This is a genomic window from Bacteroides sp. 2201st1_D9_2201SCRN_220225 (genome assembly GCF_040928965.1).
Taxonomy (GTDB): domain Bacteria; phylum Bacteroidota; class Bacteroidia; order Bacteroidales; family Bacteroidaceae; genus Bacteroides; species Bacteroides stercoris.
On the sequence record NZ_JBCODG010000011.1, the window covers coordinates 22,668 to 37,289 of the forward strand.

Genomic DNA, 14,622 nt, shown 5'->3' on the forward strand with positions numbered 1-14,622 from the left:
CCCAATCACTCTGCATTATCTTTACCTTCCATTTTATCTTTTAATCTATATAAACGGGTAATAGCCGGATTATAGAATTCGTCAGGGTAATGGGCAGCTATATCGCTCAAATTAGCCCGTACATACCTTTTTACATCAAATATATTTTCAGCATCGCTTAACATGACCTGTTCAGGAAATGTTGCCGTTTCAGCCCACTTAACCAGTGCATTAACACTTTCTTCATCGTATTTATACTCTTCCATCTTTTATTTATTTTTCCGACAAAGATATAACAAATACTAAAGTTATCCTTACCCTTATGAACAAAATCTGAAAGTGTAACGTTATATAGATGTGTTTTTCATAGTATTAGATATAAGATTAATTAAAGGAGACGTACCTGCTTGTGATAAGTAAGTACATCAAAAAACAGAAGCGTCTGTTTGATTGATAAATGTGTAAGGAGCATCGGTTTACCCAAGCCGATGCTTTTTTTATGCCTATTTGTAGCATGTTAGAAATATTATCCGTAAATTTGGCAGAAATAAGGATATATACGATATGAACATCCCTGTTATATTTCAATTTCTGAAAGAACTATCCGCCAACAACAATCGTGAATGGTTCAACGCCCATCGGGAGCAGTATGAAAATGCCCGGAACGAGTTTGAGAACTTGCTGACAGTAATTATCTCCCGTATCTCATTGTTTGACGAAAGCATTCGCGGCATTGAAGCCAGAGACTGTACATACCGTATCTACCGAGACACACGGTTTTCCGAAGATAAAACGCCTTATAAAAATCATTTTGGCGGCTATATCAATGCCAAAGGAAAGAAATCAGACCATTGCGGATACTATGTTCATTTACAACCGGGCAACTGCCTTTTGGCAGGTGGCAGTTATTGCCCGCCCTCTCCCCTGCTGAAAGCCTTGAGGCAAGCGGTTTATGATAACATGGATGAGTTTCGAGGAATTGTCGAAGACCCGGCTTTTAAACAATATTTTCCCGTTGTCGGCGAGAATTTCCTAAAAACAGCTCCAAAAGGTTTCTCTAAAGACTATCCGTATTTGAAATATCTGCAATGTAAAGAATATACAGTTTCCTGTCATCAGCCTGACAGTTTCTTTTTAGCTCCTGATTTTCTGGAACGTACAGATGATATTTTCAGGCAACTGAAACGTTTTTCCGACTTTGTAAATTACACGATAGACGACTTTGAATAAATTTAAAAACTAATTTAAAAACAATTGAATTATGGTAGTAGACAGACTTGAAAACATAGAGAAATATGCTTCGCTGAATCCTTTATTCGCACAGGCTATTGAGTTTTTGAAATCACACGATTTAAACGCTTTGGAAGTGGGAAAAACCGAACTTAAAGGTAAGGATTTGCTTGTAAACGTAGCGCAAACCAAACCTAAAACAAAGGAAGAAGCCAAACTGGAAACGCATAAAGACTTTATTGATATCCAAATACCTCTGTCGGGTACTGAAATAATGGGTTATACCGCAGCAAAAGATTGTGTGCCGGAAGATGCTCCTTATAACGCGGAAAAGGATATTACTTTCTTTACCGGTCTGGCAGAAAGCTATATCGAAGTAAAACCGGGTATGTTTGCCATTTTCTTCCCACAAGACGGACATGCTCCCGGAATCACTCCGGACGGCGTGAAAAAAGTTATTGTGAAAGTTAAAGCATAATACAAATACCCAAAAACAATCCTCTATGGAAACACTGAATTTGATTAAGAACGATCCTTGGCTGGAACCATATGCAGATGCCATAAACGGCCGCCATAAACATGCCTCTGAAAAAGAGGCAGAGTTAACCAATAAAGGGAAACAGACATTGTCGGATTTTGCATCCGGCTACCTTTATTTTGGTTTGCACCGTACTGATAACGGCTGGGTTTTCCGCGAATGGGCTCCCAATGCCACCCAGATTTTCCTGATTGGTACATTCAACGATTGGAAAGAAGAGAAAAAATACAGTCTGAAACGAAAAGCAAACGGTAATTGGGAAATAAAGCTCCCGGCTGATGCCATGAAACACGGTGACTTGTATAAGTTAATGGTACATTGGGACGGCGGTTGCGGCGAACGTATCCCGGCATGGACCAACCGGGTTGTCCAAGATGAGCAAACCAAAATATTCAGTGCGCAGGTATGGTCTCCGGAGAAACCGTACAAGATGAAGAAAAAAACTTTCAAAGCTGCTACAGACCCGCTGCTGATTTATGAATGCCATATCGGTATGGCACAAGAGGAGGAAAAAGTAGGCAGTTACAGAGAGTTTCAGGAAAAGATTCTTCCGCGCATAGCCAAAGACGGATATAATTGTATTCAGATTATGGCAATCCAGGAACATCCGTATTATGGAAGTTTCGGCTATCATGTTTCCAGTTTCTTTGCGGCTTCTTCCCGTTTCGGTACTCCGGAAGAGCTGAAGGAATTAATTGACACTGCCCACAGCATGGGTATTGCCGTTATCATGGATATTGTTCATTCTCATGCAGTGAAGAACGAGGTTGAAGGCTTGGGTAACTTTGCCGGTGATCCGAATCAATATTTCTATCCGGGTGCCCGTCGTGAACACCCGGCATGGGATTCGCTCTGCTTTGATTATGGAAAGAATGAAGTAATCCATTTCTTACTATCCAACTGCAAGTATTGGATGGAAGAATATCACTTCGACGGTTTCCGTTTTGACGGCGTGACTTCTATGTTGTATTACAGTCACGGCTTAGGCGAAGCATTCTGTAATTATGGGGATTACTTCAACGGTCACCAAGATGATAATGCGATCTGTTATCTGACACTTGCCAACCGCTTGATTCATCAAGTTAATCCCAAAGCAATCACCATTGCGGAAGAAGTATCGGGGATGCCCGGTCTGGCAGCCAAATTTGAAGATGGCGGCTATGGCTTTGATTATCGCATGGCTATGAATATTCCCGATTATTGGATTAAGACTATCAAGGAAAAGATAGATGAAGATTGGAAACCATCCAGCATGTTCTGGGAAGTAACCAATCGTCGCCAGGACGAAAAAACAATATCTTATGCAGAAAGTCATGACCAGGCGTTGGTAGGTGACAAAACCATTGTTTTCCGTTTGATAGATGCCGATATGTATTGGCATATGCAAAAAGGCGATGAAAATTATACGGTACATCGCGGTATTGCTTTGCATAAAATGATACGTTTACTCACTGCATCGACTATCAATGGCGGTTATCTTAATTTCATGGGTAATGAATTCGGTCATCCCGAATGGATAGACTTCCCCCGTGAAGGCAATGGCTGGTCGTGCAAATATGCCCGTCGTCAATGGAATCTGGTAGATAACAAGAATCTGGCATATCATTATCTGGGCGATTTTGATTGCGCCATGTTGGAAGTTATTAAAAGCGTAAAAAACTTCCAAACTACACCAATTCAGGAAATCTGGCATAATGACGGTGATCAGATATTGGCGTATATGCGTAAGGATTTGATATTTGTATTCAACTTCAACCCCAAACAGTCTTTCACTGACTATGGATTTTTAGTTCCTGCCGGTAAGTACGAAGTCATTTTAAATACAGATAATCCTGATTATGGCGGCCACGGACTGACTGATGATACAGTGAAGCATTTTACTCTTTCAGACCCTTTATATAAAAAAGAGAAAAAAGAGTGGCTTAAACTTTACATTCCGGCACGTACGGCAATGGTATTGAAGAGAGGCAAATAAAATTAAAACAGAAAATATAACCATGAGAACTAAAAAAAGAGGCAGATCCTAAATGGCAAACTTTTTTTGTTTGATAATTGATTGATAACCAGTAGTTAGTTTCGCTTAAAAAAGCTAATCTCTACTTATAAGCATACATAGAGGGTTTCAATAACCAACTGATACTGAAGACAAAAGTATATAAAAAAGTCGGATTGTAAAACACTGGAAAAGAACCTTCTTTTATCAATCAAGGAAATCAAAAAGTGTATAGAGCAAAGTGGCGCATGTATGGTATAGATAATTCCGTACATGCGCCACTTTCTTAATCATCTGATTTGCATTGATTTACATTAATTGTTATTATATACTATCATTTGGTACTGATAAGCATTGATTTTGCTTGTGGGGTGTATTATTGTCCACCTAAAAAAATCAAGAATATCTCCTTGAAACGGGTTTGACGAGCAGGTCGATGTGCTCGTGTTCAAGGATATGTTCCATAGCCTTGTATATGGGCATCTTTTCGATACCGGCAATCTTCAGGGCTTCCATCTTGATGGTATTCTCGATGAGCAGCAGGTAGTCTTCCTCCTTCAGCTCAACATATTTCTGTGACTGTGATTTTAATTTTGCCATATTGATGTTGTTATTTGTTTCCGAAGTCGGCAGGAATCTCACCCCACAGGCGGTTGTCCCAGTGCAGCACTTCGATGTCCTTGATTCTTGCCTCCATCACTTTGAGGAATATCTCCGCTTTCTGCAATGCCGGGCATCTGCGTGAAGAGGCTGTCTGTTTGTTACAATACCACGTGATGGCTGTAATGCTGTCCGAGTAGATTGTTCGCGGACTTTCCGGATGTTCCATGACATATCTGACCGCCTCGACAATGCCGAGAAACTCCCCGATATTGTTCGTCCAGTTACCGATAGCTTTGGAAAAGAGTTCTTTTCCTGAAGAGAGGTCGACAGCCCGGAAGCGTGTCAACCTCTCTTTTGCAGAATGGGCACCGTCGGTCGCAATACCCACGACCGGTTTTTCTTTCATTGAATTCCTCCCTGATGTCTGTCTCCCGTATAGATGAACCCGTCGGATTCCATACGTCGTACCAGAGCACGCGCCTGATTCAGATAGTCGGTGATGACACCTTCCTTGTACTTGATATCCTTGCGTCCCTTGAGGATTTCCAGCACACCGTCTATTGTGCGGCTCATTACGCTCTTGCCGTCTTTCGGGTCGAAGAAAATCTTTTTGTTGCCGAACGTCACAGTTACTTGATACAATGTCTTCGGGACGATCACTGTTTCCACATGCGCCTGAAATAACACGGGGGTAGCGGCAACGACTACATACCCGTTGGCTTTGTGCATGGGTTTCAACTCTACCGAGTATAGTATGTTTGGCTCGAGAGTTCCTTTCAGGTCTTCCGAAAGGACACAAATCTGCTTGCCGAATCTTGAGTCTTCACGGACTCCCATCAATTTACGTGTCTTGGAATGGCGCGAAACGAACCCTATCAGTTCGCCCGTCTCTTCCGATCTCGCAAACTTCAGTTGCGATTTTTCCGATGTCATATTACTGTTCTTTCATATTCAATCTATTGCTTTCAATTGACAATCTGTTTTCAATGGGTCACTTTTCCATACAAATATATGCCAATTTTTCACGCCAACAAAACGTTTTAGTTATTAATTTTCAGATGGTTATGTGTAATATATATAGAGAAAAGGCTGCATTCAGTACAGCCTTTCCTCCTCTGTAAAATGACTGAAACGCTCGTCAGTATCAGAAGTTTGCAGTAGATAACGGCATTTCCAATAACGGTAAATCCGCCTTCCGTTGGGTATACAGTGATTTATATCGTCAGCATTCAGATATTGGTTCCCTTGTTCCGTACCGTGGTGCATCCATGTAGCGCACCCGGGCAGGTCCGGGTTGTTCCGGACATAGAAGTCCATTTTCTCTTTACCGGCGACAAAGATATTGTGTATCCGTACGTCCTTATCGATAGGAAACCGGTAGGCGTACAACGCGAAGTCACAGATGTCGGTTTCCAGCAGGTTGCCGCCAAAGTGTTCGGGAGCTTTCCGTTTCAGGTTCTCGAACCCCTCCAGAATACCCGGCCTGTCGCATATCTCGGCAAACCTTTCATCCGTTACCGGCTCAGCCGTCGCATAAACCACCCGAAAACCATTATCCGTACTGTCCAGTACCATGACATGCGCGACTATCCCCGGTGATTTGTTGATACTTTCGTCAATGCTGTCCGAGTCCGTGGTCAGACAGCATTTCAGCGTTCCGATGATTAATACCGCTACCACCAACAGTGTCCAAGGACCTATTGCTGCCGCTATCAATACCAATTCATCGGCCCGTTTCCGTATTTGTTTCATTGATTTTGAGAATGTGGCGGCCGGATACCCCCCGGACCTCGGACACGCATACCTTGCATCCTGCATCCAGCAACCGGTTTCTACATTCTTCCAAGGCGGCGTCGGAAATCCTGATGGCAGGTATACCCGCCGCCGTCATCTTGAACCGGGGCACTTCCGTGATCCGGGTAATCGTTTCGGCATCATCAAAATACGCCTCGAATGAATCTCCGACATGGAAAAGGATGATGGTTTCCACGCCATGCCTTTCCTTCATGCCGCCGTAACAGCGGCGAATAATCTCTTCCTTTTTCATATCAAATAGATATATTAGGTTTGATGTCAGCCAAACATGAAAGTGCCTGTAATCCGTTCAACTGCCGGGCTTTCGTCCGAAATACATATACAGACTTTCTTCATCTGACAAATATACAATAAATTACGGAACGACCCATGTCTATTGCATGAAACTATCCTTTCATCTTCACCTCCCTTCTTTCAAATTGTTCGCGGATGATTTCAACGAGTTGTCCGATGCTGTCGATTTTTTGACTCTTACCGCAGGCTTTGCCATGGAACAATGGCGTGAAGTACAGGTTAAAATCCTCATCGATGGAAAAACCTCCCACGAGGACGATACCCGCCTTGATACGGTAATACTCGCCGTACATGGCGTAATCATCCGTAGTTTTGGTGAACCCGTACTCCGGCAACAAGTCCGGCAAAGTGTCCAGGATCGGCCGGATGACATCCTTGAGAAAATTTGGGGTCTCAACTTCCTTTTTCCGTTTCCGACCTTTTCTGCCGGTTCCGTTATCGTCTTGCAGGTAATGGGCATCGAAACGATCCCGATACCTTTCTGTCAGTTCCTTAATATCCATATCCTTTATACATTTAATTGTTTTCCTCAAGCCACTCTTCCAGTGTCATGGAGTCCTCGAAACCGTATTCGTCAATCTGTACATAGCCGTCCTTTTCCGTGATAAACTCTTTCCTGGTCAGGATGGTTCCGCCATGATTTACCATCACCGTCGGTTCGATGGTCGCCAGACGGTCCCCGTCATCCGACTCCCGGATATCGTATGCGTACAGTCCCTCCGGAACGGCATTCCGGTCAATCCGCATATCCGTAAACAATGCAGGCGTGTCATTGATGGTCATAGACTCAAAGGTCTCGTTGCCAATGTTTTCTTTTGTAATCATATTTATTGATTCAAATAGTTTATTATTCCTGCTTGGGAAGTTCAATGGCTCTTACCCAATTGTTCCGGTCATCAAAACATTCATCATTGATGTTGGCCGTAAATTCCAGCGGTATCATCTTCTCAACCCGCGTTGCGGGGTTATTTTCGTAATCAACGATGATTTTCCCGGCCGGAACGTCACGTTCAAATTCGTCCAGCGGGAAAGAGAATATCCATATTTCCCGGTCTTTATCTTCCCCAAGAAACGCCTTGAGGTTGTCTGTATAAGCCTGGCATTTGTCCCACGAGGTTTCCACGAATGAAATGATTTCCTCTTCCGGTTTGCCGGTACGGTCTTTCAGGAATGCAACGGCATTCCCTTTCCAGATATCCTGCTCGACACAGAGTTCCAGATAACGTTCCCAGACTGTCACCAGCCAGTCCATGTTAATCTCATGCAGGTGGCGGCAGGTGAAACGCTCCCGGCTTTCCGCGTTGTAAAGCGTGCAGCTTCCGTCCGTGCGTATCTCCTCCAACCGGTACATGGTGTATACCGGTATCCCGTGCCCATACCCGTCTTCCCCTTCCTCCTCGACATATACCGTATGGGGCAACATATTTTCCGGCATTTTCGGTATCGCACACAGGTTGGCTATAACTTCCTGTTCCAACGCTTTTTGTTTCTCCTGTATTCTCATTGTCTATCCATCTTTTAGTATGATTTTACCTTCTTGAAATAATCTCTGTTTGTAACGACGGTGGTTGCGTATATTTTCGGTATGTTTCTTCCGGTCATATTTATACAAGCCTTTTGCCTTGTTCTCTCTCAGCAGTTCCTTGTTCCGCTCTTCGCTTTCTGGGTTCACAATGAAGGTTATCAGCCTGCGGCTGACACCGTATTCCCGGGCAAGCTGGCGCTGGCTGACAGCTTCTGTCATGTAACGGTGGAAAATTTCAGCCTTCTGAAAAGGAGTGAGCTTCTGCCTGCGGTCATATTGTGTCCCGCTGATGATTATTCCCGAGCTTTTGTATGGCATAGTGAAGTCTGTTTTTCGTTTGTGGTCCATGAATGGTAGATGCGTTGTTTGCCATCTAAGGAGAGTAGAAACCAGCGGCTATAAATCCGTTCCAGCGTTTCGGTGTCGTGCCCGTATATCGGTCCCAGTTCGTTTGCAAACATCGCCGCTACCTTCAGCCTCCTGGTATCGGACAGCTTCTCCCACCAGCGGCAAATGGTCTTGTACTGCTTCACGTCCGTTACAAGGTCCGGAACCGGAGCGGAGGAGATATATTCCGCCTCTTTGCCGCACGGTGCCTGCCAGAACCCCTGTTCGCAAAGAGCGCGTTGCTCGTCACAAACCCGTTCTGCAAAGGATTTGAGTGCCATTTGGAATATCTTTCTTTCCAGTTCCTTACGTTCCATGGACAGTTCATGCACACCCACGTTCAGCCCGTGCTTATTGCGTTCATCCGGGGAAAGCTTGTTGCTCAAGGCTTTCCTGACCAGTTCCAGCCGTTCTTTCAGAGGGCCGTATTCGTTGTTATCTAAATACCGGTTAAACAGTTCCTGTTCGTTTCCGGGCAGTATGAATATATTTTCCATCATGCATCATTTAAGTTATCGGATGTGAATAGGATATATCGCAGTGGATAGCGGGTGTCGGGGTGCGGAAATAGCCACGAGATCCCGTGCCGTCAAGGGGCGCAGAAAAACGGCATCGAACTCCTGAGTATCGTCTTCACGGATATCTCGGACTTCAATGATCCATGTGCCTTCATAGCGGCACCAGGCAATCACCTCCAAAATCATTTCCTTTCTGTAGTCAGCCGGTCCGTCCCCGAAACTTTCACGTATCCGCTTAATTGCATCGTCTGTCAGCCGGACAAATTCCCCTTTGCGGAACGGAGCTTCCGGCGTAACGGCAGGAGCCAGCATCTGCCAGTCTTCATGTCCGTCCAGGTCTTCCACAGCCATTGCGTAGGCTTTGTATTCAGCTTCGGTCTCGAAATGTCTGGTTATCACATATCCCCCGGATTCGGCCGTGCTCTCCACCGACGAGATATCCCCGGTTTTCCTGTATATGCTTACAGTATCCTTACCGAGTAGAACTTTTACTGTTATCATTATTGCAGATGGTGTGGTTTTATTATAAATGGAACTCCACGTCTTCCTCCTCGAACTCCGTGTCGTGGTCCTCGTTGTACCCCTCGACGGTCGAACCAGGGACATAGGTCTCTCCGCCAATCCCATAACGTCCGGCATCGAGCAGTTTCCGAAGGGTTTCGGTGTCCCCGTTTAGAATCCTTTCGATGTCCTCCCGGCTGCCCCGGACGCTAATTCCGAGACGTAGCCAGAGATTTTCCTCTCTCGAGGTGTCCGCCTCTTCCGACCGGTGGCGTATGATATGATAATCACTCCATCCGTCGGCATCGTTTACCCCGGCGATGTAGGCATTGTACTCCGCCTCAGTCTCGAACTCTTTCTCGTCCACGACGCCCCCGTTATCCGCCAGCCATTCTTCAGAAGGCAGTTCATTGTTCTCTTCATATTCCCGTACGGCGTCCTCGCCGAAAATCGTTGTTATCTTTATCATGTGTCTTTGGGTTTTGAATATTTGTTATTTAATGGTTATCAAACTCGTTTGCCCGAACCGGTTTGATTCGGTTCGCAGACAGCCACCCGGTTTCCGGCGCGTATCAGTTTGGGGAGATACACGTCCAGGTCACGAAAAGAAAACCGCAGTTCCTTGACGCCTTTCCCTTGCCCGTCGACGCGTTCGGCGGTGGCAATGCCCAAAATGCCGGAAGCGGCGATGGCATCATCCTCATACAATTCACAAGATTCCCCGTTTCGGAAAATGTACAGGGCATCCGGGTGCGCCGCTTTCATCTCGCGGTATTTTCCCATCATGTCGGAAACTCCCGGGACATTTCCGTTCCCCGTTACATTCCGGGTCTTCAGTAGGTTCCTCGTGGCGTCGATGTCGATGAAATTCGTCCAGCCGGCTTTATGAAGTTCGACAGCAGCTTCCCGCAGGGATACCTTCCCGTTCTCGACCTCCTCTTTCAGGGATTCGAGAATGTTCTTGATTTTATAATCATTCATCATATTTTTTATTCTTTGGTTACATTGTTACTTGTTCCGACGGTATTCCGGTCAAGGGGAAAGCACCCGTGGCCTCCGGTAACCCGTCGATACACTGCCCGTCGTCAGGATTTCCCCGACAGGTAATGCCCGATGGACTTGTAACGGTTAGGAATGTTCGCGTTCTCGTTGAAACCGTTCAGGCAGTGGAGCAAGGCATCTTCGAGCGTGACATAACGACGGTCGAAAGTTTGGATATTATCCAGACAATAAGCATTTACAGCGTATTTGAAAGGCGCGTACATCCTTTCGTTCTCCCGCTTTAAAATGACAAACCAGTCGAAATGGAGTTTCAAGCGGAAACCGTCGCTCTCGCCGACTTTCATCAGCCGCTCTTTGTCGAGAAGCCGCCGCACGAGTGTGGCGTCGAGCTGACGGGTATACTCCCTGTACGCCTTGATACGGGCCGTGTAAGCCGCGGCATATTGTTCGATGTCCGTTTCTTTCAGCCGATGTTCCGCCGGGTAAAAGTCCAGCACCTCTTTCGTCGTGACGGGAATTTTCAGGTCGTCCACCCCGATCTCGTAGGTCTTGTTTTCCAACACGTCGTGGAACTCGAACCCTTGAATTCCCATGAGGGTAAATTCTCGCGTCGGGTCAGGGAGCGCAAGTGATTTGAGCTCTTCGAGGTCGCGGCACACGGCCACGACCGGATACTTCTCGACCACGTCTGACGGGCCTCCGATGCGGATATACGCCTTTTCACACCCGTCGTAATCACCATGCCGGACAATGTCGCAGCAGGTGTAGTTGGGGGCGGCACGATGCCGCGCCGTATATTCCGTCCAAAGCTTGTCCAGCCCGGCTTTTACTTCGTCAGGGTCGGTCAGGGCAACGTTGCCGCACTGGCTGCACCGGCCGTCCGACAAGGCGTTGCGGGTAAATTCGAGGAACTGTCTGGTGTTCGGGTCGATGACGGCGGTACATTTCACTCCAGTGCCGCCGCAGATACTGCATACGATTGACATAAGTTTTTTGATTTGTGTATTTATTCGTACAATCTTTCTTTTTGACGCTTTTTCAAGGTCATCCGGAGATATTGCATCAGTTTCCCGCAGGGACACAGGGCATGTTCCCGTTGGCGGGCATAACTCAGGTCCCCGTTGGAGAGAACCATGCCTTCAGCATTGAGACAGAGGTCGCCGTAAACGTAGTTCTCCTCCGTAAGATAAATCCCATGAACAGGGTTCGGAAACCCCTCCGTGCTGCGGCCTTCCCGGAAAAGGAAGATACGCTCGGCCTGTCCCCGGACTCCGAAAAAGGGATACGGGGAAAGTGCCGCGAGCGTGGCGGCATGCTCTGCCGGATCATGGAAGCGGTCGTCGCTCATTTCGAGCATGTGGCCGGAGTCCTGTTCCTTTTCCTCCTGGTACTCGTACAGTGCGGCGCAGGCTTCTATGAATTCCTCCGAACGGGATGTGGCAGAGCCGTTGGTTACGATATAAAAGTCATTGACAGTAATACCGTAGGCGCGTACCCGTTCGAGGATATGGCGGATGGCCCGGACGTTAAGCGACGGCTCGCCGCCCGTGATGTTGAAATGGTGAATATGCCTGACATGCCGCAGCAGGTTGCTTATATGTTTCAAAGGGATATCCACGGATTCGGCATCTCCCCGCATGCAATGGGTACAGCGCATGTTGCAACGTCGGGTAATCTCGATGCAGAGATTCTTGATATATAGTTCTCTCATATTCGATGTAGTTCGGCTTAGGTTTCATCCGGGATTTCCTTTCCCGTGTAAGGATTATACAGCGGTGTGTTGCCAACTGCCTCGGCGTCAATAGCGAAACTGCCACGGCCTACGTCGTAGAAGAGTTCCAGCTTTAGTGGCGTTGAAGCGATGACTTTCTCAGCCTCGGCTTGTGACAGGCCTGAATACATCAGGCATTTGACACGACACCGGAACATTTCCGGATTGGTTTCCGGCGTGGTAACTACATCAACGACCTCGCACACTTCATCCGTGATGGCGAAGCGGTCGGGATTGGGTGTGCCGTTCCTTCTAGAGCCGTCCGATGCGGCATGTCCGGTGATTGAATGGTTCCGCACCTTTTCGGCGGGATAGGTCTTATCGCCTTTGGCGAAATACGACTTGCCGGAGGCGACACAGGCATGATAGATTACGTCGTGGACCTTTCGTCCGTTGTCAAGTATAATTGTATAGACCGTTCCCTCCTGCAAGACAGGAACGGCATTCGGTTTATGAGACATAAGATTTGTTTTTAGCTGTTTATGAATTTCGGTCTTGCACGCCGCATGATGTGTAGGTCATCGTAACCGATGGCTCTCAGTTCGGAAAGCGGGTTGCGGTACTCCTTTTCATGGGCTGGCCGTGTCATGGCGATCACGCCCGCATAGTCGGCTGCGCCATGCTGGCCGACATGCATGTAGGAGGTTATTTCACCCCGCCGTCCGCTCCACGGTATGTCCGGGAACAGGGCGATGACCTGTCCGTCGGGATAGCGTCTAAAGACCACCTTCGTCATTTTTCCCGCAGATTTCCGTGTCGATTTCATAGTCCCCGTAATTTTTGAATTCATAGTCCACTTCGCTGATAATTTCGTCAACCTCTTCGTCCGTTATTTCATCAGCCTTCGGGTTGTCGATATCGAGCCGTACGGTCAGGTAAATGGTTCTTGTTGCCATAATATCATACATTTTTTAGTGTAACAAAGCCGGCTTATGACGGACCGACGGTATATTTCTCTATCAGCCGCTTCCGGTACGCCTTGTCTTTTCCGGCGGCAAGGCTTGCCAGTTTGCGGATATTCCGGTTGGCTTTTTCCGCGACCTGCTCCACTGTCGGTCCGGGAGTCATGAAATCACGGCATCCGGCACCGCAATACCGCTGCTTCCCCTTGACCGTCCTGCCACAGGCCGGACACCGGCGCTTGCCGTCACGCTCCAGCACTTCCAGAATATTGGCATGAATGCCTTTCCACCATTCAATACGGTCTATGTCATAATCGTAGACGGTTATCGTGTTCCCGAAACTGCGGGCTTCGACCTCAACGGCAATGCCCTCATTTTCAAGGTAAACCTTCAATACCGGGTCTTCGTGAGGCTCACAGTGCCTGTCATACCAGATGATATAGGTGGGATCGTCCAGTTCGTCAGGCTCTCCCAGACAGAGTTCCGTAAGGCCGTTGTTCACGAGAATGTTGCGGATGGCGTCTTGTAAATCTTTGATACAGTCCATTGATATTTCGTTTTATGGTTGTTCCTCATTCGTCAGTTCATCTCCGAAGCGTGGCCGACGAACTGGAAGATATCGGCGTATTGTTCGCTGTAGATATAGAATCCGTCCCGTTTTTCCCCGGTCTCCGCATCTATTCCGTCAGCAAGGAGATATTCCCCGTCATCCGTCAGGTAGACATCGGTAAGCTTGATACGGGGCGTGTCGTGCTTCCCGTACAAGGTTGTCGTGACGGGGAAGTTGTTGTCATCGAGTTCCTCCTCTTCTGTAAGGCCGAGTGATACGCGGCCATATTGTGCCAGGAACTCCAGCATGAATTTCAGCATGGCTTGCTCGGCCTCGTGCAGCCGTCCGTCGATAAAGGCGTACTGGGTGGCGAACAGATGCAGCTTGTCGGCGCTCATTTTGTCCGGGGCTTTGCCCGGCTCCGCATTGTCTTTCTGTATTTTATCCATATCTGTCATATTGTTGGTTTCATGTTTCCAGCGGGGTGAAGGAGACGGTCAGTATCACTTTCTCGTCACCCAGGTTGAACACTTTCAGGCAGTCGTTACTGATAGTCCTTTTCAGGATGTCTCCCCGGTATCGGGAATTGCGTACCTTGAAGGTAAAATCATCAATGAACGAGCTGATGCAATGAAGCACGTGGTCGAATTCTTCCTTACCATACCGTTCCATTTCAGGGAAGATGCCTTTCAGATGCGCCCGCAGGCTCAATATGTAGTTCGGGGTCTTGCCCGTGATTTTTCCCGAGTATGTGATTTTGTATTTCCTGTCCATGATATGCCGTTCCATTTAATCGTTACTGTCATACCAGCCCTCGATCTCATCGAAATAGCCGTTCGAGTCCCATTCTTCCAGCAAGGTGGTCGGGTACGTCCATTCAAGGCTGTAAAACAGATCCTGGCACACCTCTTCATTACCCTTGCACAGGGCGAGCAGTGAGTTATGCGTGAAACAGCCGTCACTGCTCTCCGACACACGCCAGTCCTCACGGTCTTCTGCCGCGTATTCAGGTAC

25 protein-coding genes and 1 pseudogene are annotated in these 14,622 nt (G+C 47.1%); 3 read left to right on the plus strand and 23 right to left on the minus strand.

Annotated elements, in window-relative coordinates; all coding sequences use genetic code 11:
- Positions 1 to 5 precede the first annotated feature (5 nt).
- Positions 6 to 245, minus strand: coding sequence for a hypothetical protein (locus AB5903_RS05215; RefSeq protein WP_005654046.1), 240 nt, complete (start codon positions 243 to 245; stop codon positions 6 to 8).
- A 298-nt stretch (positions 246 to 543) separates the two neighbouring features.
- On the opposite strand from AB5903_RS05215, the gene AB5903_RS05220 reads away from it, so the two are divergent.
- From AB5903_RS05220 to AB5903_RS05230, 3 genes are read left to right on the plus strand one after another with little or no spacing between them, the layout of a single operon-like run.
- Positions 544 to 1,209, plus strand: a complete 666-nt coding sequence (locus AB5903_RS05220) for a DUF2461 domain-containing protein (protein ID WP_005654044.1) — start codon at positions 544 to 546, stop codon at positions 1,207 to 1,209.
- Positions 1,210 to 1,240: 31 nt separating this feature from the next.
- Complete coding sequence (locus AB5903_RS05225) at positions 1,241 to 1,687, plus strand: YhcH/YjgK/YiaL family protein (RefSeq protein WP_005654041.1); 447 nt, start codon at positions 1,241 to 1,243, stop codon at positions 1,685 to 1,687.
- Positions 1,688 to 1,712: 25 nt separating this feature from the next.
- Positions 1,713 to 3,722 carry an alpha amylase C-terminal domain-containing protein gene (locus tag AB5903_RS05230; RefSeq protein WP_005654039.1) on the plus strand — a complete coding sequence of 670 codons (2,010 nt, stop codon included), beginning with the start codon at positions 1,713 to 1,715 and terminating at the stop codon, positions 3,720 to 3,722.
- A 414-nt stretch (positions 3,723 to 4,136) separates the two neighbouring features.
- Here the strand turns inward: AB5903_RS05230 and AB5903_RS05235 are convergent, their stop codons facing one another.
- From AB5903_RS05235 to AB5903_RS05340, 22 genes and pseudogenes are all read right to left on the minus strand, one after another.
- On the minus strand, positions 4,137 to 4,340 hold the full coding sequence (locus AB5903_RS05235) for a hypothetical protein (RefSeq protein WP_004303920.1): 204 nt from the start codon (positions 4,338 to 4,340) through the stop codon (positions 4,137 to 4,139).
- Between the two features lie 10 nt (positions 4,341 to 4,350).
- Positions 4,351 to 4,749: a hypothetical protein gene (locus tag AB5903_RS05240; RefSeq protein ID WP_008143073.1), complete on the minus strand. Its 399-nt coding sequence runs from the start codon at positions 4,747 to 4,749 to the stop codon at positions 4,351 to 4,353.
- Complete coding sequence (locus AB5903_RS05245; RefSeq protein ID WP_004293684.1) at positions 4,746 to 5,276, minus strand: hypothetical protein; 531 nt, start codon at positions 5,274 to 5,276, stop codon at positions 4,746 to 4,748. The genes AB5903_RS05240 and AB5903_RS05245 overlap by 4 nt, the downstream gene beginning before the upstream one ends.
- A gap of 162 nt (positions 5,277 to 5,438) precedes the next feature.
- Positions 5,439 to 6,095 carry a hypothetical protein gene (locus AB5903_RS05250; protein ID WP_008143069.1) on the minus strand — a complete coding sequence of 219 codons (657 nt, stop codon included), beginning with the start codon at positions 6,093 to 6,095 and terminating at the stop codon, positions 5,439 to 5,441.
- On the minus strand, positions 6,067 to 6,390 hold the full coding sequence (locus AB5903_RS05255) for a hypothetical protein (protein WP_004293682.1): 324 nt from the start codon (positions 6,388 to 6,390) through the stop codon (positions 6,067 to 6,069). Before AB5903_RS05255 ends, AB5903_RS05250 begins: the two co-directional genes overlap by 29 nt.
- A 154-nt stretch (positions 6,391 to 6,544) precedes the next feature.
- Positions 6,545 to 6,955, minus strand: coding sequence for a hypothetical protein (locus AB5903_RS05260; RefSeq protein WP_008143066.1), 411 nt, complete (start codon positions 6,953 to 6,955; stop codon positions 6,545 to 6,547).
- 13 nt (positions 6,956 to 6,968) lie between these two features.
- On the minus strand, positions 6,969 to 7,277 hold the full coding sequence (locus tag AB5903_RS05265) for an LPD28 domain-containing protein (RefSeq protein ID WP_008143065.1): 309 nt from the start codon (positions 7,275 to 7,277) through the stop codon (positions 6,969 to 6,971).
- 22 nt (positions 7,278 to 7,299) lie between these two features.
- Entirely contained in the window at positions 7,300 to 7,956 is a 657-nt protein-coding gene (locus AB5903_RS05270; protein ID WP_008143063.1) for a hypothetical protein, read from the minus strand.
- 3 nt (positions 7,957 to 7,959) lie between these two features.
- Entirely contained in the window at positions 7,960 to 8,295 is a 336-nt protein-coding gene (locus tag AB5903_RS05275; RefSeq protein WP_004293678.1) for a hypothetical protein, read from the minus strand.
- Entirely contained in the window at positions 8,271 to 8,864 is a 594-nt protein-coding gene (locus AB5903_RS05280) for a hypothetical protein (protein ID WP_008143060.1), read from the minus strand. Before AB5903_RS05280 ends, AB5903_RS05275 begins: the two co-directional genes overlap by 25 nt.
- A gap of 12 nt (positions 8,865 to 8,876) precedes the next feature.
- Positions 8,877 to 9,383, minus strand: coding sequence for a hypothetical protein (locus AB5903_RS05285; protein ID WP_008143058.1), 507 nt, complete (start codon positions 9,381 to 9,383; stop codon positions 8,877 to 8,879).
- Between the two features lie 22 nt (positions 9,384 to 9,405).
- Positions 9,406 to 9,852: a hypothetical protein gene (locus AB5903_RS05290; protein WP_004293675.1), complete on the minus strand. Its 447-nt coding sequence runs from the start codon at positions 9,850 to 9,852 to the stop codon at positions 9,406 to 9,408.
- Between the two features lie 38 nt (positions 9,853 to 9,890).
- The gene (locus tag AB5903_RS05295) at positions 9,891 to 10,367 is read right to left on the minus strand and encodes a hypothetical protein (protein ID WP_008143055.1); all 477 of its coding nucleotides are present in this window, start codon (positions 10,365 to 10,367) and stop codon (positions 9,891 to 9,893) included.
- Between the two features lie 101 nt (positions 10,368 to 10,468).
- On the minus strand, positions 10,469 to 11,371 hold the full coding sequence (locus AB5903_RS05300) for a hypothetical protein (protein ID WP_004293673.1): 903 nt from the start codon (positions 11,369 to 11,371) through the stop codon (positions 10,469 to 10,471).
- Between the two features lie 20 nt (positions 11,372 to 11,391).
- Entirely contained in the window at positions 11,392 to 12,096 is a 705-nt protein-coding gene (locus AB5903_RS05305) for a radical SAM protein (RefSeq protein ID WP_008672671.1), read from the minus strand.
- Between the two features lie 17 nt (positions 12,097 to 12,113).
- Positions 12,114 to 12,617, minus strand: a complete 504-nt coding sequence (locus tag AB5903_RS05310) for a hypothetical protein (protein WP_004293671.1) — start codon at positions 12,615 to 12,617, stop codon at positions 12,114 to 12,116.
- A gap of 11 nt (positions 12,618 to 12,628) precedes the next feature.
- On the minus strand, positions 12,629 to 12,922 hold the full coding sequence (locus tag AB5903_RS05315) for a hypothetical protein (protein ID WP_004303931.1): 294 nt from the start codon (positions 12,920 to 12,922) through the stop codon (positions 12,629 to 12,631).
- Entirely contained in the window at positions 12,873 to 13,052 is a 180-nt protein-coding gene (locus AB5903_RS05320; RefSeq protein WP_004293669.1) for a hypothetical protein, read from the minus strand. The genes AB5903_RS05315 and AB5903_RS05320 overlap by 50 nt, the downstream gene beginning before the upstream one ends.
- 34 nt (positions 13,053 to 13,086) lie before the next feature.
- Positions 13,087 to 13,605 carry a hypothetical protein gene (locus AB5903_RS05325; RefSeq protein WP_004293668.1) on the minus strand — a complete coding sequence of 173 codons (519 nt, stop codon included), beginning with the start codon at positions 13,603 to 13,605 and terminating at the stop codon, positions 13,087 to 13,089.
- 32 nt (positions 13,606 to 13,637) lie between these two features.
- Positions 13,638 to 14,057, minus strand: coding sequence for a hypothetical protein (locus tag AB5903_RS05330; RefSeq protein WP_004303935.1), 420 nt, complete (start codon positions 14,055 to 14,057; stop codon positions 13,638 to 13,640).
- A 19-nt stretch (positions 14,058 to 14,076) separates the two neighbouring features.
- A complete protein-coding gene (locus tag AB5903_RS05335; protein ID WP_004293666.1) occupies positions 14,077 to 14,397 on the minus strand; it encodes a hypothetical protein in 321 nt (106 codons plus the stop codon).
- Positions 14,398 to 14,622 (minus strand): annotated as a pseudogene (locus AB5903_RS05340) (thrombopoietin receptor); the annotation flags it as partial.